This is a genomic window from Arthrobacter ipis (genome assembly GCF_014694315.1).
Taxonomy (GTDB): Bacteria; Actinomycetota; Actinomycetes; order Actinomycetales; family Micrococcaceae; genus Arthrobacter; species Arthrobacter ipis.
Window position 1 is genome coordinate 265,313 of record NZ_JAAOXD010000003.1, and the last position, 16,754, is coordinate 282,066.

15 protein-coding genes, 1 tRNA gene and 1 pseudogene are annotated in these 16,754 nt (G+C 61.6%); 8 read left to right on the plus strand and 9 right to left on the minus strand.

What is annotated here, in order from left to right; genetic code table 11:
- The first annotated feature begins 50 nt into the window (after positions 1-50).
- Positions 51-989 carry a hypothetical protein gene (locus G9E11_RS08265; RefSeq protein ID WP_311764322.1) on the plus strand — a complete coding sequence of 313 codons (939 nt, stop codon included), beginning with the start codon at positions 51-53 and terminating at the stop codon, positions 987-989.
- Positions 990-1,479: 490 nt separating this feature from the next.
- On the opposite strand, the gene G9E11_RS08270 is transcribed toward G9E11_RS08265, so the two are convergent.
- Both G9E11_RS08270 and G9E11_RS08275 read right to left on the minus strand, forming a co-directional pair.
- A complete protein-coding gene (locus G9E11_RS08270) occupies positions 1,480-2,625 on the minus strand; it encodes a tyrosine-type recombinase/integrase (RefSeq protein WP_190604671.1) in 1,146 nt (381 codons plus the stop codon).
- Positions 2,615-3,277, minus strand: coding sequence for a hypothetical protein (locus G9E11_RS08275; RefSeq protein WP_190604673.1), 663 nt, complete (start codon positions 3,275-3,277; stop codon positions 2,615-2,617). The genes G9E11_RS08270 and G9E11_RS08275 overlap by 11 nt, the downstream gene beginning before the upstream one ends.
- Positions 3,278-3,705: 428 nt before the next feature.
- Between G9E11_RS08275 and G9E11_RS21630 the strand changes: the two are divergent.
- Positions 3,706-3,807, plus strand: a pseudogene (locus tag G9E11_RS21630) (winged helix-turn-helix domain-containing protein); the annotation flags it as partial.
- Between the two features lie 249 nt (positions 3,808-4,056).
- On the plus strand, positions 4,057-4,320 hold the full coding sequence (locus G9E11_RS21050) for a hypothetical protein (protein WP_246468824.1): 264 nt from the start codon (positions 4,057-4,059) through the stop codon (positions 4,318-4,320).
- 106 nt (positions 4,321-4,426) lie between these two features.
- Here G9E11_RS21050 and G9E11_RS21055 read toward each other — a convergent pair whose 3' ends face one another.
- Positions 4,427-4,669, minus strand: coding sequence for a hypothetical protein (locus G9E11_RS21055; RefSeq protein WP_246468825.1), 243 nt, complete (start codon positions 4,667-4,669; stop codon positions 4,427-4,429).
- 48 nt (positions 4,670-4,717) lie between these two features.
- On the opposite strand from G9E11_RS21055, the gene G9E11_RS21635 reads away from it, so the two are divergent.
- Positions 4,718-4,981, plus strand: a complete 264-nt coding sequence (locus G9E11_RS21635) for a hypothetical protein (RefSeq protein WP_414635192.1) — start codon at positions 4,718-4,720, stop codon at positions 4,979-4,981.
- Positions 4,982-5,547: 566 nt separating this feature from the next.
- Here G9E11_RS21635 and G9E11_RS08290 read toward each other — a convergent pair.
- Positions 5,548-5,814 carry a hypothetical protein gene (locus G9E11_RS08290; protein ID WP_190604680.1) on the minus strand — a complete coding sequence of 89 codons (267 nt, stop codon included), beginning with the start codon at positions 5,812-5,814 and terminating at the stop codon, positions 5,548-5,550.
- A 232-nt stretch (positions 5,815-6,046) separates the two neighbouring features.
- Between G9E11_RS08290 and G9E11_RS08295 the strand changes: the two genes are divergently transcribed.
- Positions 6,047-6,976, plus strand: a complete 930-nt coding sequence (locus G9E11_RS08295; RefSeq protein WP_190604682.1) for a tyrosine-type recombinase/integrase — start codon at positions 6,047-6,049, stop codon at positions 6,974-6,976.
- Here the strand turns inward: G9E11_RS08295 and G9E11_RS08300 are convergent.
- Positions 6,966-10,193 (minus strand): type ISP restriction/modification enzyme, encoded by a 3,228-nt coding sequence (locus G9E11_RS08300; RefSeq protein WP_190604684.1) that lies wholly within the window; start codon positions 10,191-10,193, stop codon positions 6,966-6,968. The genes G9E11_RS08295 and G9E11_RS08300 overlap by 11 nt on opposite strands.
- Positions 10,194-10,555: 362 nt before the next feature.
- Positions 10,556-10,628, minus strand: a tRNA-Thr gene (locus tag G9E11_RS08305).
- A gap of 225 nt (positions 10,629-10,853) precedes the next feature.
- On the opposite strand from G9E11_RS08305, the gene G9E11_RS08310 reads away from it, so the two are divergent.
- Entirely contained in the window at positions 10,854-11,624 is a 771-nt protein-coding gene (locus tag G9E11_RS08310; RefSeq protein WP_190604686.1) for an HAD family hydrolase, read from the plus strand.
- 9 nt (positions 11,625-11,633) lie between these two features.
- Here the strand turns inward: G9E11_RS08310 and G9E11_RS08315 are convergent, their stop codons facing one another.
- The 3 genes from G9E11_RS08315 to tmk form a co-directional block, all read right to left on the minus strand.
- Entirely contained in the window at positions 11,634-13,208 is a 1,575-nt protein-coding gene (locus G9E11_RS08315) for an alpha/beta hydrolase (RefSeq protein ID WP_190605899.1), read from the minus strand.
- A 63-nt stretch (positions 13,209-13,271) separates the two neighbouring features.
- A complete protein-coding gene (locus G9E11_RS08320; protein WP_190604688.1) occupies positions 13,272-14,414 on the minus strand; it encodes a DNA polymerase III subunit delta' in 1,143 nt (380 codons plus the stop codon).
- Positions 14,411-15,076, minus strand: a complete 666-nt coding sequence (gene tmk / locus G9E11_RS08325) for a dTMP kinase (protein WP_190604690.1) — start codon at positions 15,074-15,076, stop codon at positions 14,411-14,413. The genes G9E11_RS08320 and tmk overlap by 4 nt, the downstream gene beginning before the upstream one ends.
- A 109-nt stretch (positions 15,077-15,185) precedes the next feature.
- Between tmk and G9E11_RS08330 the strand changes: the two genes are divergently transcribed.
- Together G9E11_RS08330 and G9E11_RS08335 are read left to right on the plus strand one after the other, a co-directional pair.
- Positions 15,186-16,370, plus strand: a complete 1,185-nt coding sequence (locus G9E11_RS08330) for a trans-sulfuration enzyme family protein (protein WP_190604692.1) — start codon at positions 15,186-15,188, stop codon at positions 16,368-16,370.
- A gap of 9 nt (positions 16,371-16,379) precedes the next feature.
- On the plus strand, positions 16,380-16,736 hold the full coding sequence (locus G9E11_RS08335; RefSeq protein WP_190604694.1) for a DUF2516 family protein: 357 nt from the start codon (positions 16,380-16,382) through the stop codon (positions 16,734-16,736).
- Positions 16,737-16,754: the final 18 nt, after the last annotated feature.

Here is a 16,754-nt window from a genome sequence, read left to right on the forward strand (position 1 = left end):
TCCACGGCTCGTGCCCTCATGTGCAGGGGCCCCTTCCGCAGAAGTCGCCTGTGAGCGGCTCCCGTGTGCGCGCGCGCCGCTGGCGGACTGTTCTGGCGGCGGTTGCCATGGCGACGGCGGTCCCTCCGCTGGCAGGCTGCACCGCGCCGGAGCCGCAGGAGTCTGCCGGACCGCTGCCGATAGCGGTGGAGGTGAACCAGTCGCGCGACCAGTACGGCAAACAGGCCATCCAGCTCCTGCTCACCAACATGTCCGGCGGGCCCCTGACGGTGGCTGCGGCACAACTGGCATCGCCACTGTTTCAGGGGGACATCCTGTGGGAGCGGACGGGCGGCAGCCTCGAACTCCCTCCCGGCCAGCCTAAGAGCCTTCCTGCCCGGCTACCGGCCCCGGTCTGCAACCGGGACCGATCAACCGCGCTGCAATCAACCACGCATGAAACGACCATTCAGCAGCCAGTCGCCACCGTGAGGTATTCGGAGCCCGGGCGGGCCGGCCTGCGGGAGGTGGCGCCGGTCGCCCTCGACCCCTTCGGGGTCCTGGAGCGGAACAACAGGGAGCTATGCCTGGCGGCGGAGGTGGCCGCCGTGACGGACATCGTCCTGGACCGCAGTCTTGAGGTTGCGCCGGACTCCCGCACCGCCGTCGTCCGGCTGGTCATCACCCCGAAGGAAGCGGACGGTGCGGGCACGGACGTAAGGTCGATGACCATCGCGAGCATCGACGGGACCACCCTGATTGCCGCGCCGGCGGACGAGCCTTGGCCGCGGAACATCCGCATTACGCAGGGCGCCCCGCGCTCCGAACTGCGCCTGCGGATCCGGCCTGCCCGCTGTGATCCGCATGCCATCGCCGAGGACAAGGTGGGCACGCTGCTGCCCCTGCGTGTGGGTGTGGGAGAACGCGAGGGGCAGCTAAAGATCCCGGCCGGGACGGCACTGCGTGGGCAGATCTACGACTTTGTGACGGCGGCGTGCGCCCCAGCCTAGTAGTCGTGGCATGCTGCCTTACGGATGGGCCCCCTCCGCCGCGGTTCTGGGGCCAAACGACGGAGGGGACGTGTGGGGGGCTATTTGTGGAGCCCGACCGGCGGACTTCGTTCGACCGATCCTCCATGCCGGTAACCAACACTTTGCCGTGGTTGGCTCAAGGTCCCATCGGATGCCGATCAATTCTGGCTCAAGAAAAACCCGCCCCGCGGCGTGCGATGCCAGATTTGGCCTAGGTCTCAAACGACGTGCGTGGATCCGGGTGAAACGGATGTGTGCGCCGACGGGCGCCAAAGATGTGCCCCAGACAAATGGCGCCTTCGGGCGAAACCAGCAAAAAACCCCGTACCGCCGCCGAACGAGCGACAATACGGGGTTCTTCCCGAGCTTCCTATCAGAATCGAACTGATGACCTTTTCATTACGAGAAGTAGTGTTTCGTCTTACAGGACTAGGGATAAACCTCAGTGGGGTGACGATAAAGTGACGGACTAGTTCCAAGCCAAGTTCACGAGCGCGCCATTCAGGCGCTCAGCACTGTCGTGAAGATCGTGGTCAAAGAGCCCAGCGTAAGTGTCCAGGGTCATGGTTGCGCTGGCATGACCTGCAATTCGTTGTACGACCTTCACGTTTGCTCCGTGGCTGATCGCAAGGCTAACCGCAGTGTGGCGCAAGTCGTGAAATGTTGGTCGTGGAAAGGCAGGATCGGCTGCCATGGCTCTGGCGATTGCAGGAGCATAGTGGCGCTTAGTCCAAGTGTTATTGCGCAGAACAGAACCACGCCCACCTATGAACATCCGTTCGTTGCCGATACTCGCGCTAGCCATTTGCTCACACCTACGGGCAATCAGACGCGGGAGTGGCACGACGCGACTTTCCCCGCCCTTTGTCGGTCCGAGCACTAGTTTTCCACCGACCTCGGAGAAGGCCCGACGAACCGCGACAGAAGGCGTCTCGCCAAATTCAAAGTCGTCCAAGGACAACGCTGTTATCTCTCCCCATCGAAGGCCGCCAGTTCCTGCCAGCATCACGAATAGCTCGAAGCCCTCACACTCACGGGCCAGCGCCGTGAGTTGCGGCATGGTCAGATATACATGCTGCCGCTGCTTTTCTTTGGCAGGTACGTAGTCTGTTTGGCCAAGCGGATCTTTGGCTGGGTTGCTGGGAAGTAGTCGCTTCTTGACGGCATGGCCCATGAGTCGGCCAAAGTACAAACCGACCTCACGACGGGTAGTTACGCCTGCTGGAAGACCGTCCTGTCCTTTGAGTGTTGTAATCCATTCGGCCACGTCGTCGTACCGCACGTTACTGACCGGCGTGTGCGCCCATCGAGGGGCCACGTAGTTGTCATAACAACGGCGATAGTTATCCACTGTCTTCGGACTGGCGGGTTTTCTTCCATTCGCGCCTACCTGCGCGATCCTCTCTATCCACTCAGCGTAGAGTTGCGAAACGGTTACTTTGCTGGCAGTGCGGGGGTCGATGAACGTCCCGCCCCGTATTGCTCGAACAGTGGTGTGCAGGAAATCTTCCGCTTCCCGCTTCGTTGCAAACCTCTTACGCTGGCGCACGCCGTCAGCCGTAGTCCAGTCCGCCTGCCAGCGCTTGACGCCGCTGGCCAGTTTGTTAACTGCCATGGCTTCCTTCCTTTTGTGCACGCAACCCTGCGAGTATCTCGTTCGCCGTCGCTTGATAAGCGGGAGCAATCCGGGCTTGTCGTCCCTTTCCAACCAGCACACCGCGTGCCCTAGCTCGGCGCAGTCTTGCCGACCAGGTGTCGGGACTCTTTTCCTTCGTCCATTCGGCGAGCCGCTTGATGGGCTCGACCGAGACTTGGACGAGCGAAACATAAGCCTGTGCGATGTGCACGTAGTCCTCGTCCTTCTCCACGCGGGATGGCAGCGGCGTTACCTCTGAACGCACACCCGCTACAGCAATTTGTTCGTACTGGTCCCGCATCAGCGCACGGGCGTGCGCCATCGGGATTGACCTCAGCAGAGAAGTTGTAATGCCGTCGAACACCTCGGGCTTCTCATTTTCGCCCGTCTCTTCCAGTTCCTGGGCGTAGTCGAACGAATCAAAGTCGATTGTCATTTTGTTCGGTTCTCGGAAGCTGCCCATTACGTGGCCGATAACCCAACTGATCTGGACCGTCAAACCGTGAACCCGATACTCCGCCGTCAGCATCGGGAAAGTCTCTCCTCCGTCCTCGTATTCGTCGAGTCTCGGACCATTCGGGGTTCGACACTCCACGCCGGGAGGGAGGGGCGGTAGCGGTGTGGTTTCCATGGCCAAAGCGTAACACGGTCCGGTTACCATGCAAACTGTGCCCCGCACTTTTGCGCTGCCAAGTAAACTGTACTAACGTTCCGGTAAGCACGGTTTGCTTGCCAAGCCAACTGTGTGAAAACAATCGAAAGGAACGCATTGCACAAGCAGTTTCGTATCGGCCATACCGATACATCGCAGGCGGGGCAGCAAGCTTCGCCGTTCATGACGCGGCGGGAGACCGCCGCTTTCCTGAGGGTGTCCGAGAAGTGGTTGGCACAATCAGGTAGGGCAACAGGGCCAGACTTCCACAAGTTCGGAAACCACTGCCGGTACCACGTCGACGACGTTATTCAGTGGGCGCGGCAGCAGCAGGTGCGGCGGTGAAACAAAGAACATCAACCACGCTGGCTACGGATGTGGTCCTCCTTCGAGAACTGGAAAACCAGGTGACGGCTCATGGGGCCTCTACTTTGTCTATCAGGCAATTAGCGGAGCGGACTGGCGTAACTCATAAGACCGTCAACCGGTCCCTTGGCCGCCTCGCGGCAGCCGGAAGGATAATTAAGGGCCGGCAATCTTATGGCAATCGCCCGACCACATGGCACCTACCGGAACAACGGAATCTCGGTCCCCGATCAAAACGTTCGGAGCGGATGACCCCAAGAGATGGGGGAGGGATGCCGGACTTGTTTCGGCGACGGGACCTAAGTGGACCAGGAGCTTTTTACCGTGAGCTTCCGGACGAAGGCCTGTTTGCTACCGAAGATGCCCTTCGCATAACTTCCCTTACGGCCAACGTGCGTACCGTCGAGTCTTGGCTGCTGGTGCTTGCGTCGCAGCTTTGGCCTCTGGTGGAAGAAGTGATGAGCGCTGACGGACCTGTCGCATGGCGCAAGCTTCAACTCAGCGATGAACAGTTCGCGGCCAATGTAGAACACCTGCAGTGGCACGCTGAGGCTGCGGGGCGAAGGCCACTTAAGACCAAGGCGCAGATGCAAAGGCAGCATCAGCGCGAACGCCTGGTCATGACTCATCGCTCGGCGGTGCCCCGTGGCAACTAAAGAACAGGGAAAGCTTTGCCGTGTACGTGGTTGTCACACCAAGTGGCGGCTGGCCTCCATCCAGCTCTGCTACAAGCACCGAAACCATGACCTGGTGAATACGGGGCTACCAAGAAAGCCCTTGTGTTGCACGGTCGTGGAGTGTCCGAACGAGGTTCTGGCGCGCGGTCGTTGCGCCAGCCATCAATACGCTCTGTACGAGCAGTTGGCGGAAGAGACGCTGCTGGAGATCGAAATGATACTTACCGCTTGGATTGTGCCAGACCGGGACGGGTGTTGGATCTGGCATGGCAACAAAAAGGATGGCTATGCCCAAATCATGGTGAATGGAAGGTGGATAAGCGTCCATCGGTGGCTGTATATGCACCTTGTGGGACCAATACCCAATGCTCATGAGATGCACCATGAGTGTCAGAAGCCTCTGTGCATGCGCCCGGGGCATCTCACACCACTTACTAAGGAGGCGCATCAAGCCATAACTGCTTTCTCAAGGATGCTGTTTGGCATGGCTCCCTCCGGCGTCCTCGCTATTGATAACTTGAGCAGAACAGACAAAGAAAGGATGTTTGCTCGGGTCTACCGGTTGCCCTCAGATATGGACGTGGCTCCAGCCCTTGAGTATCAATCCGTATCGGAAGAGCTTCTAACCCGTACGCCATAAAAGGTGCTAACAACCACCGGGGGACGGGACGACCGCAAGGGAGTCCCTCCCCCCGGGGCCGCCGACCTTGGTTTATTTGTTCGAGGGTTGGCGCTGGCCGTGAAGGACCATGCCAGCGATGCCGGCCGCTGCACCGATAAGCAAAAGGACCATTGAGATAGCCATCGAGGAATTATGCATCCCCGGGACGCAGCTTCCGGGGAACCAAGCGGACCCGCAACTCTCATCCTCATTAAGCATCAGAGGCGTGAGCCCGACAATGCAGCCCACAGCAAAAACAAGGGCTCCGATCCAGACGAGGGCAGTAGCGATAGGGTTCTTGTTTACGGAGTTCCTGACTGGTGGTTACCAACTTTAAGGGTCATCATATCCCGCTGGAAACGCGGGAAGCGTCCACATGATAATGTCAGCGGGACACCGCGGCCCAGCTCACCGCGTAACGGGCCGCGGAGAGGGGCCGGCTGCTCGAGGTCAGGAAGGTCGTTGACCGGAGCTTCCCCACCCCGCCGCGACCGGGCAAGGGACCACGGACCGAGCCCTCTGCGAACCTGGATTCAGGTAATGAACTACTGACGCGCTTTCAGCTCCGCCGTCCGTCGGGCGAGCGTGAACATCGTCTGAGATGACTTCCACTCAACCTCACCCGTCGCGTTGACAAGGGCGGCGAGCCTGGCCCACGCTCGGCTCCTTTCAACCGCTCGCCTCGCTTCGATAGAGCGAGCTTCGTCAGACGCCTGTTGTACTTCGTCCGCCAAGGCGATCATTGCTGATGCGATCTGCACCGGATCGGCGTCGAGTATGTAATCACGTGCCCAGTTATCGTGTTCGGTCATATCGAAGATGCTACCCGGAGATGTAGTCCCAAGTGCGAGGACACAACTTCCTGCATGCCAATATGGGCATGCGGACGTCATTTCCTAGCAGTCTCGATTTTCGGCGCATGGGGCAGTCCCCTTGGTTATCCTCGTGCCTTTGTGGGGCCGTTGTCCTGGTTCCTCTTCCTGGGCATTGCCAAGAGGAACTCGCAGGTGTCGACCGCACGATAATGTCAGTTATCATGTGGCCATGGACCTTGAAGCGATCAGTCTCCCAGTAGGAAATGAACAACGGCATGGCCACGTCATCGCGGCATGGAAGCTGGCGCAAAACTCACCCCACACACTCCGTGCCTACAGCAGGAGCATGACGGACTTCTGTTCCTGGCTGGACGCCAGGGGGATGGACCTGCTGACGGTGAAGCGTCCGATCATCGATGGCTACCGGCATACGCTGGCTGCCCTGTCACCGGCCACCGTCGCGGCTAAGCTGGCCGCGCTCTCCAGCTTCTACCGTTACGCGGTATCCGCTGACGTGCTGACAGGTGGAAACCCTGTCGAGCTGGTGAAGCGTCCGAAAGTGAACGCCGACCATTCCAGCACTGAGGGCATGACGAAAGCCCAGGCACGCGCCCTGCTGGCCGTGGCACGGGCTGACGGCCCGCGCTCACACGCTCTCGTGTCCCTCCTGCTACTCACCGGGATCCGTATCAGTGAAGCGCTGAACGCCAACGCAACGGACTATGGCCACGACGCCGGCCACAGGACACTGAGCATCCGGCGCAAAGGCGGCGAAGAAGGAAAGGTCGCCGTGCCGGCCCCCGCGGTGGAAGCACTGAATGCCTACCTCGAAACGACCGGCAGGGAACTTGTGCCAGGCACGGCAGGTGCCAGCCTGCCGCTGTTCACCACAGCCACAGGCAAGCGCTGGGCAGCCTCTGAGGCATTCCGTACCGTGCAACGCCTGGCTCGGATTGCTGGTGTCCAGGGGCGGATCAGTCCACACTCCCTGCGTCATACGTTCGCCACGCTGGCACTGGATGCAGGGGCCGCATTGCATGATTTGCAGGACAGTATGGGGCATGCTGACCCACGGACTACACGGCGATACGACAGGGCGCGCCAAAATCTTTCCAAATCAGCCGGTTATGATGTGGCTAAAGCTTTGGCTACCCCGTGAATGAGCCTTCAGTCACCTCGGGTGTGCCTGCTTCATCTGCCGCCACCGCTTCCTCAAGGGTGTACAGCTCGACGGCTTCGCGCACAGCCCGCAACCGGTAAGCGATGGTCTGAAAGTGCCGTATGTCGTCATCGGTCAGTTCACGGCCGATCCTGTCTTTCAGCCATTTATGCATGACCTGATAACCCCCGACATGAGTCTCCCAAGTCTCATCGTCGATGCCCCCAAAGTACTGAGTGTCGTTGATCCATATCTTCGAATCTTGTCTCTTGATGGCTCCAACTACGTTTGAACCTGCAACTGGGTAGGTCGTACCCAGGTTGTGGGGGAGCGGCTCGAGTCCTAGATGCAGTCTGCGTATCTTTCTGCCCGTGGCAGCCGTGCGGACGAAGAACTCCTTGTTTTCAGGTGGCGTGATCTTCGGAAAGGCAACGTCCAAGTAGTTCTTATTCGCTTGGCGGTACTCTGTCGAGTGCAAGATGCCGTAGACGTAATCAAACACCTGTAGCGGGGTGATGGAATCACCAATCGCATCTTCGGCGTCATCAGAAATTACGTCCGAAAACTGGTATCGCCCGATTTTTCTTAAGAGCTGTTTCAGAGCGCTTGAATCGATGTTAGCGCCCAAGAAACGGCCGTCACTGGCGTACCGGTAGAGCGGCATGACGACGCCCCCACCCCGGTAGAAAAGATTGAGGTCGGACACTACGTCCTCAACAAAGACAATATTCCATTCACCGTCACCTACTGCCTTGCCCTCCCGCCCCACGACAAGGCTTACGTTCGCGTAGTCCATGTTTGACATAACGCTGGTCCGAGGCCAGTCGGCGTAAAGAGGTCCGATCCCGGCGTATCGCTTATCAAAGGGGCGGTAGCCATATGGCCGCACATCCTCTTCTAGCTCCGACTTTCGGATGAGGACGCGCTTCTCGGCAAGTCTCCAACCCCGCGTATCCCCCGGCAGGAACTTTGCTGACTTCGCTTTCGGAAAATACTTGTCTCGCACTTCTTGGTCCGTATGGCGAATGTCCGACAAGTCCTTCAGCCGAGAGATCAGCTCCTCTTTGGTGAAGTCGACCACGAGACTATCCCTAGACGTCTGAACACCACTTGACCCGAGAGTAAAGAGCTGATCGACTTGGACACCATCCTCGTAAGCTGCGTTTTCGAAGGTACGGCGGTTGAAGAGGTACAACGGCTTGTGGGGTTCGATTTCGTCCACTTGAACGCCGCTATCCAAGAAGTCGAACTTTTCCTGCCTGGTACCCCATAAGTCGGTGTGGTAGACCCTTGCCAGCTTTGTCCCCTGATCACCATTCTTGCAGGCGATGATTATGCTGACGCCTTGCCTGATGTCAAAGACGTTCTCATCCGGCAACCCGTTCGGCTGGACTTCCTTTTTGGTCATGTTGCCGTGGAGATCGTAGATGTAGATGTGGTCAAAGGACTTCATCAAGTGCCATCGCATGCCTCGGTAGGAGGCATTGTCGATGTAGCCGTGGTTTGTGATCATCGCCATCACACCATCGCCGTTCCTGTTGATCACCGATTCCGCGAACGCCATGAACTTGACGTAGTCGTCGTCGAGGCGGTGTTTCTTCTCCTTCAACTTGCTCTTGCTGCCAGGTTCCCGCTTGTAGGCCGCTATGAGTCCGTCTGCATAGGCGGTCTTGTTGTAGCTGACACCGGAATAGGGTGGATTTCCTATAACAACCATTACCGGATGGTCGTTCTTCAGCTCAGCGGCTCTCCTCGCTTCTTCCGTGATGGCTGCTGAGAGTCCGAGAGTGCTGAAAAGGTCAGGGGCAGCAGAACTGCCTTCCTCCAAGGTGTTTGTCAGGTAGATGCCAAGTCGATCGGTCACGCCGGTGACTCCGGTTTCAGCCAAAGTCATCCCCAGCTTGAGATGTCCGACCGTGTACGACGCCATCATCAATTCGAAGCCGTGCAACCGTGGCAGCAGTTTCGACTTTGCGTAGGTAGACCAAGCACCTTCTTGGCCTTCAAATCGCTCGCGAACGAAACGAACGATCTGATCCAGGAAGGTGGCAGTTCCCGTAGCTGGATCAAGTATCTGAACACGCGGTAGCGAGACTGTCTTGGTCTTGCCCTGAAGCGCTACCGCTGCTTTGGTCTGAGTGGTGTCAGCAAGCCCGTCCGTTATTCCGAAGTGTTGGATCAGAACATCGTTCACTCGTCGAACAATGAACTTTACGACTGGCCTAGGTGTGTAGTAGACGCCCAGCGCTCTTCGCTTATCGGGGTCATAACTGGCGAGGAAGTCTTCGTAGAAGTGGATGATGGGATCTTTGGGGTCCTTCCCGTTTTCCCGACGTACACCCAAGTGTCGGTTCACCACGTAGCGGACGTCACTTGCCCGAAAGACGTCACACAAGTCGTCGATGATGTACCTGAGCCGAACGTCAAAACCGGTACCAGCAATATGATCAAAGAAGGACCGCAGGAAAGGGTTAGTCGCCGGAATCAGTTCGCGGGCCTCGGCGCGTGAAAAGTTCTCAGGTGACTCGTCCCCGTACCTGGCAATGAAAAGTCCATAGACAAGCGTCTGGGCATACATGTCGGCGAAGTCCTTGATGCTCAGGTCGTGGACGAGAAGATTCTTGACGACCTTGTGCATCCGCTGCAACTCACCCGTAGGATCGTCGTTTTCGGAGAGGAAGTAGCTGACGCTTTCCCTGATACGCAAAGCGTTGCTGCCCATGATTGCGGAAAGCCGACTTCCACTTCTAATGGCAGCGGGAGGAAGCTGCACAAAGGCTTTGAGCTCGCGCAGGAGTTCGTCGCGAGCACCTGCATTCTCCACCAGCTGACTGCCGCTGAGCGTGCCTAGGCTAACAGTCTTATAAGCTTCACCGGCGCGGTAAAAGATGAAGTCGATGTAGTTCGTCAGTATGAGGCTCTTGTAGCCTGCGTACCTTCGCATCTGTTCAGAATCTGAAACGGAAGAAAGGGAAACGGTCACATCCTTGGCTTCGGCGTAACCACGCACGATGCCTGCGTTACTAGCTGAGAGGAAGATGAAGTCCGGGTTTCCGTTCTCACTCCGCTTGGGATCGTTAACCGCTCGTATGTTCTCCAAGGACTCCATCAAGTCCTTGAAAGCTGGCCTATAGGCATGTTCCCTCGCATGCCCGGTCGCCAGTTGTTGCAGTATCTCCCCTACATAGAGGTCTATGGCCCGCTCGCTACCAGACATGTTGTGACTGTTCCCCGTTCAACTCTTTGTTCTTCACTGCGCCTTGCTTATCGGAACTGTATCCGATGCCGGGAAGGACCTTGGGAGAGCAGGCCTCGCCAGACACTCATGTGAAGCGTCCTAGTCTCAGCGTCGGCCGAGCATGGCGACGGCGAGCAAAAGCGATACAAGGCAGGGTCTACAACTCGGCAGGGCAGAACGATCATCTTGTTACCCTTGGCCGCAGCTATATGCCGGTGACGAAAAAGTGACGAACACGCCGGGAAGAGACAGGAAAAGCGGGGAATGCATAAGATTCCCCGCTTGTCCACAAGCCAGCGAAAAACCCCCCAGAAACCTTGATTTCTAGGGGGTTTGTCCCGAGCTTCCTATCAGAATCGAACTGATGACCTTTTCATTACGAGTGAAACGCTCTACCGACTGAGCTAAGGAAGCACCGCACCAAACAGCCGGGAAACCGGCCGGTTCATGCAAGAGTCAACTGTAATAGAGTCCCTGTGCCCGGGTCAAAATGAGCGCCCCGCAGGCTGCGTTTGACGTTGGCAGGACGTTCATTCCGCCGTTGTATCCGGTTCAGGCCACCCTCAGCAGCGGCGGGAATGCTGGACCCCGACAATGTGGCGCAGCATGCCCGCGCACCAGCGGCAAAGGAGCTCAACCATGACACTTAACAGCACAATTTCAACCGGCAGCACAGTACGCAGTTCCCTCTCGGCGGCCGCGGACGCGGCGGAGCAGGGCCAGCCCGTCCGGCTGGCGGTGCTGGCCATGGTGGGGACAACCGTGTACGACGGCGGGCTCATGGACCGCGCGATGTCCAGCACGCTGGTGGAGCAGGGAGTCCCGGCCGACTCTGCCCGTTTTGAGGGCATGCTGCGCTATGCGCGGGAGCGTTCCGGCATCTCCCGGATGACGGTTTTCGCTGAACTGTTTGACGACCCCCAGGCGGCCACAAGCGCCAACAGGAGGTTTGAGCTGAACTGCGACGAACTCATCGCCGACGGCGGAGTCCGGGCCGTCCCGGGGGCCGAGGACACCATCGGGTGGCTCCGGGACGCCGGCATCAAGGTCTGCCTGGCTACCGGCTTCGGGCGCCACACACAAAACATGGTGCTCGAATCGCTGGGCTGGATGGGCCTGGCGGACCTCAGCCTGTGCCCCGCCGACGCCGGCCGGGGCAGGCCGTTCCCGGACATGGTGCTGACAGCGCTCCTGGCCCTCGACATTGACGACGTCCGGAAGGTGGCCGTGGTGGGGGACTCCGCCGCGGACATCCATTCCGGCCTGCGTGCGGGGGCTTCCGTGGCTGCCGGGGTGCTGACCGGCTCGCACTCCGAGGCGGCACTTCGCGGCGCGGGTGCCACCGACATCCTGCCCTCCATTAGGGACTTCCCGGCGCTTCTGGAGCGGCGCGCTTCCCAGGCAACCTAAGGTTCGGAGTCAGCAGACGGTGTTGTCCGCCGGCTCCTTGCCGTCCACGAGGTACTTGTCCACGGCGCTGCTGATGCAGGTGTTGGACCGGCCGTAGGCGGTGTGGCCCTCACCCTTGAAGGTGAGCAGAGACGCGTTGCCCAGCTGCTTCCGCAGTTCGCTCGCCCACTCCACCGGCGTTGCCGGGTCGCCGGTGGTACCGACGACGACGATCGGTGCGGAGCCGCTGTACTTGACGGCTGACGGGGTCCGGACGTTCTTGTACGGCCAGTCCGCGCAGTTCGCCCCGCCGTATGCGAAGAAGTAGCCCAGCGTGGGGGAGACCTCACGAAGCCGCTGCTCCTCGGCACGCATGGCCGCGGGATCGCTGTTCGTGGGGTAGTCCAGGCAGTTGATGGCGCTGAAGGCAAGAGCCGTGTTGGACGTGTATTTGCCGTTGGGGGACCGGTTCGCGCCCAGATCGGCCAGGCGAAGCATGAGGCTGACGTCGCCCTTCATGGCCGCGTCCAGTGCCTGCGTCAGAGCCGGCCAGCTTTCGTTGGCGTACAGCGGAACGACGATGCCGCTGACGAAGGCATTGCCGCCCACCAGCCGGCCGTCCTTGGCCGTCCGCGGAGTCTGGATCACGGAGTTAATGAGGTCGCGGATCTGTTGGAGGCCGTCGTCCGCCGTTCCGCGCAGGGGGCACCCCTCCTCCCCGAGGCAATGTTCCACGTAGGCGCGCAGGGCCTTCTCGAAGGCCCGGGCCTGGCCCAGAGTCAGCTCCTCAGCGCTGAGGGACGGATTGATAGCGCCGTCGAGGACCATGCGCCCCACGTTGTCCGGGAAGAGCGACGCGTAGGTGGAGCCCAGGAAAGTGCCATAGGAAAAACCCATGTAGTTGAGTTTGGAGTCGTTGAGCACGGCGCGCAGGACGTCCAGGTCCTTGGCCGCGCTGACGGTGTCAATGTGGCCAAGCACCGCGCCCGTCTGCTCAGCGCACTTGGCGGCGATGGCCTTGTTATCGGCGCGGAGAACTGCCAGCCCGGCGTCGGTTTCCGGCGTGTAGACCTTTGCCCGCGCCTCGTCCCGTTCCTTGTCGGTGAGGCAGGTGACGGGTGCCGAGCGCTTGACGCCGCGTGGATCAAAACCGATGAGGTCGTAGTTGGCGCGCACCGTCTCGGAGAAATTACTGTTGCCGGCGTCCCTGACGAAGTCGTAGCCGGATGCGCCCGGTCCGCCGGGGTTGACCAGCAGGCTGCCCTGCTTCTTGTTCCCGGTGCTGGCAATCTTCACGGCAGCGAGTTCAATCGTGTCGCCGTCCGGTTTCGCGTAGTCCACCGGCACCTTGACCTTGGCGCACTGCAGCTTGTCCTCGCAGGGCTTCCAGACAATCGTCTGGGAGTAAAAGTCCTTCAGCCCTTCGGGGGCGGCCGCCGCTATGGAGGGGTCGGCCTGCCCGGTGGAGCCGCCCTGGGAGGACTCGTCCTTGGAGAGGCCAAGGGCACTGCACGATGCCAGCAGCAGGGCCAGCGCCATGGCGCCGGCCGCCCGCATCCCGCCCGCGAGGGTCCGGGGTCGCGAGGACAGGGGCGGTGCAGACATCATGCGGTGTTCTCCTTGTAGGCGGCGTCAGCGTGGTCAGTCAGAGGGCGGGCGGTGCGTGGCTTAGATCAGGCTCGCGGCCATTGACTCTACGGCCAACAGGGGTGCGACGTTGGTGGTGGTGATGCGCTTGCGGGCGTTGTTGATGGCGTCCATCCGGGCGAGTGTCACTTCCGGCCCGGACCGTTGGGCAAACTCCTCCAGCTCGCTCCTGAGTTCAACGTTCACGAGTTCGACGGCGTTCCCCAGCTGGATGATCAGAACGTCCCGGTAGAACGAGAGAAGGTCAGTCAGCGTCCGGTCGAGTGAATCGGTGACGGAACGCTTTGCCCGCCTCTTTTGATCGTCTTCGAGCTGCTTGACCTGGCTGCGCATGGCAGGCGGCAGGGTCCCGGTCTCCGGGGCACCCAGCGTTGCCAGCAGGGCGGCCTTCTCGGCGGCGTCGCGCTCCTCATTGGAGCTGGTGGCCTCCTCGGTGGCGATCTTCACGAGTTTATCAGCCATCATCACGGCGGCCGTAATGCCGCGCAGGCCCAGCGGGAACCGGACGGTCTCCAGGCGCCGTTCCCGGGCCTCGCTATCGCGGGCCAAACGGCGGGCGATGCCAACGTGGCTCTGGGCGGCCCGCGCAGCCCGCTCAGCAAGGGCCGGGTCCACGCCGTCGCGCTTCACCAGCAGCGCCGCCACGTCTGCGGCGGGGGGAAGCCGCAGCGCCACTGCCCGGCACCTCGAGCGGATGGTCACCAGGACGTCCGCGGGGGAGGGGGCGCACAGCATCCAGATGGTGCGGGGGGTGGGCTCCTCTATGGCCTTGAGCAGCACGTTGGTGGTGCGCTCCTCCATGCGGTCGGCATCCTCCACCACGATGATCCGCCACCGGGCAGAGGAGGGCCGGTTGCCCGCCGTGGCCACGAGCTGGCGGGCCTCCTTGATGCTGATGGTCACCTTTTCGGTGCGGACAAAGGAGACATCGGCGTGGGTTTCACCCAGGATGGTCAGGCACGCCGGGCAGGTGCCGCAGCCGCGCATGGTGACGTCGTCCTGGTCGCAGTTCAGTGCCGCGGCGAAGGCCTTGGCCGCATTGGAACGGCCGGAGCCCGGAGGCCCGGTGAACAGCCAGGCGTGCGTGAGCCCTTCACCCATCGCGGCCTGCCGCAGCTGGGCGACGACGGCTGGCTGGCCCTGCAGGTCATCCCAGACGGTCATGGTTGCCCCTGCCGGTCGGCGCCTGTTCGTGCGAGGAGCTGCTCGACGCGCGCCAGGATCAGTCCCGCGATGTCCTCGACGGGCTGTCCTGCCTCCAGCACCAGGTAGTTATCCGGCCTGGCCGCGGCGAGGTCCAGGAAGGCCTGGCGGATCCGGGCGTGGAATTCGTCGGCTTCCGATTCCAGCCGGTCCTCGGCAGCATCCCCGGCGGTGCGGCGGCTGCGGCCCTCTGCCGGGTGGACATCCAGGAGCACCGTCAGGTCCGGCTGCAGACCGGACGTGGCCCACTCATTGACGCTCCGCACGGCGTCTGTGCCGAGGGCGCGGCCGGCGCCCTGGTATGCCACCGAGGAGTCGATGTAGCGGTCCGTGAGCACCACCTCGCCGCGGGCCAGGGCCGGCCTGATGACCTGGCTGGCGTGCGCGGCCCGGGAGGCGGCGAAGATCAGGGCTTCGGTGTGGGCGTCGATGTGGCCGTGGCCGTGGTCCAGCACCAGGGAACGGAGCTTCTCGCCGATGGGTGTCCCACCGGGTTCCCGGGTACGCAGCACGGTGAGGCCGCGCGATTCCAGCGAGCCGGCCAGCCGGGCGGCTTGGGTTGACTTGCCGGCACCGTCACCGCCTTCGAAGGCGATGAAAAGTCCGGAGCTCTGCGTATTCACCTGTCCAGCCTACCGATTTCCACCGACGAAGATGCCCCGCGCCCGCTTGTGCATCCCGCCGGTAGCAGCCGCTTTCGCAGCGGGCTGGCACCCAACGTACCCTGTGACCATGAGTCTTTCCGATGAGCATGCCGCATCCCTGTCTGCCGAAACGGTGGTTGTGGCCGCCGGCCGTCCGCCCCGCGAACACGATGCGCCCGTCAACCCGCCCATCGTGCTCTCCTCCACCTATTTTGGCACCGGCGCGCTGGACGACGGCGACCGGGGCTACGGCCGCTATTCGAACCCCACGTGGGACCCGTTCGAAGAGGCCCTCGGCCAGCTCGAAGGCGCCTCGCTGCCGGGACTGCTGTACTCCTCGGGCCTGGCCGCGGTCAGCTCCGCGCTCTCCCTGATCCCCACCGGCGGCGTCCTGGTGATGCCGTCCCACAGCTATTCCGGTTCGTTGGTCATGGCCGCCGAACTGGCCGAAAAAGGCCTCCTCGAACTCCGCACCGTGGACATCGCGGATACCGAAGCTGTCCGGGCCCAGATAGCGCCGCAGGATGGCAAGGCGGCGGACATGCTGTGGCTGGAAAGCCCCACCAACCCGATGCTCGGCATCGCGGACATCCGGGCGCTCACCCAGGCCGCCCACGACGCCGGCGCCGTCGTCGTCACGGACAACACCTTCTCCACGCCTCTGGTGCAGCAGCCGCTCAGCCTGGGGTCCGACGTCGTGCTTCACTCGGTGACCAAGTACCTGGCCGGCCACTCCGACGTGGTGCTGGGCGCCCTGGTGACCTCTGACGCGGAACTGCGCGAAACACTTCTTCACCACCGCATCATCCATGGCGGAATCGCCGGTCCCTTCGAAGCGTGGCTGGCCTTGCGCGGCCTGCGGACGCTGGCCCTGCGAATTGAGCGTTCGCAGGCGTCGGCGGCGGTGCTGGCCGAACGTCTCAGCGCACATCCGGCCCTGGAGAATGTGCGCTACCCGGGCCTGGTGTCGGATGCCGGCCACGATCTGGCCAAGTCCCAGATGACAGGCTTTGGGTCGATTCTCTGCGTCCAGGTTGCCGCCGCCGGCGGACTCAGCGCTTCCGACACCGCGGACAAGCTGGTGCGTGCCCTGAACCTGTGGCTGCCGGCCACCTCCCTTGGCGGCGTTGAGTCGCTCATCGAGCGGCGGCGACGGCACGCTGCGGAACCCGTCAGCGTCCCCGAAAACCTGGTGCGCCTGAGCGTTGGCATCGAAAACGTAGAGGACCTCTGGGCCGACTTGAAGCAGGCGCTGGACGCCCTGGACCGATAGGCTGGGCTGGTGGACGGACGACTACTGATTTTCTACGTTGAGAGCACGGTCTACTACATCCTGGGGCTGATTGCTTTGGCCCTCGAGGTGTGGGCCTTCTTTGACTGCGTCCGCCACCGGGCCAACGCCTTTGAAGCTGTCGGCAAGCGCACCAAGACCTTCTGGCTTGCATTGACCGGCGGCAGCCTGGCCGTCGGCGCACTGTCTGTGCTGGGCGGCGGATCGGGCGGTCTCCTCGGCCCGCTTGGCCTGTTTGGCCTCGGAGCCGTGGTTGCGGCCTCCGTCTACCTGGCTGACGTCCGCCCGGCCGTGAAGGACGCCGGCCGCGGCGGCAGCAGAAACATGGGCCCGTACGGCCCCTGGTGACCGCGCTTTTGGGCCGCC

Coding starts and splice junctions, on each gene's coding strand:
- G9E11_RS08270 (WP_190604671.1), bottom strand. CDS start 2,625: ATGGCAGTTAACAAACTGGCCAGCGGCGTCAAGCGCTGGCAGGCGGAC.
- G9E11_RS08275 (WP_190604673.1), bottom strand. CDS start 3,277: ATGGAAACCACACCGCTACCGCCCCTCCCTCCCGGCGTGGAGTGTCGA.
- G9E11_RS21055 (WP_246468825.1), bottom strand. CDS start 4,669: ATGGACGCTTATCCACCTTCCATTCACCATGATTTGGGCATAGCCATC.
- G9E11_RS21635 (WP_414635192.1), top strand. CDS start 4,718: ATGCACCATGAGTGTCAGAAGCCTCTGTGCATGCGCCCGGGGCATCTC.
- G9E11_RS08290 (WP_190604680.1), bottom strand. CDS start 5,814: ATGACCGAACACGATAACTGGGCACGTGATTACATACTCGACGCCGAT.
- G9E11_RS08295 (WP_190604682.1), top strand. CDS start 6,047: ATGGACCTTGAAGCGATCAGTCTCCCAGTAGGAAATGAACAACGGCAT.
- G9E11_RS08300 (WP_190604684.1), bottom strand. CDS start 10,193: ATGTCTGGTAGCGAGCGGGCCATAGACCTCTATGTAGGGGAGATACTG.
- G9E11_RS08310 (WP_190604686.1), top strand. CDS start 10,854: ATGACACTTAACAGCACAATTTCAACCGGCAGCACAGTACGCAGTTCC.
- G9E11_RS08315 (WP_190605899.1), bottom strand. CDS start 13,208: ATGTCTGCACCGCCCCTGTCCTCGCGACCCCGGACCCTCGCGGGCGGG.
- G9E11_RS08320 (WP_190604688.1), bottom strand. CDS start 14,414: ATGACCGTCTGGGATGACCTGCAGGGCCAGCCAGCCGTCGTCGCCCAG.
- G9E11_RS08330 (WP_190604692.1), top strand. CDS start 15,186: ATGAGTCTTTCCGATGAGCATGCCGCATCCCTGTCTGCCGAAACGGTG.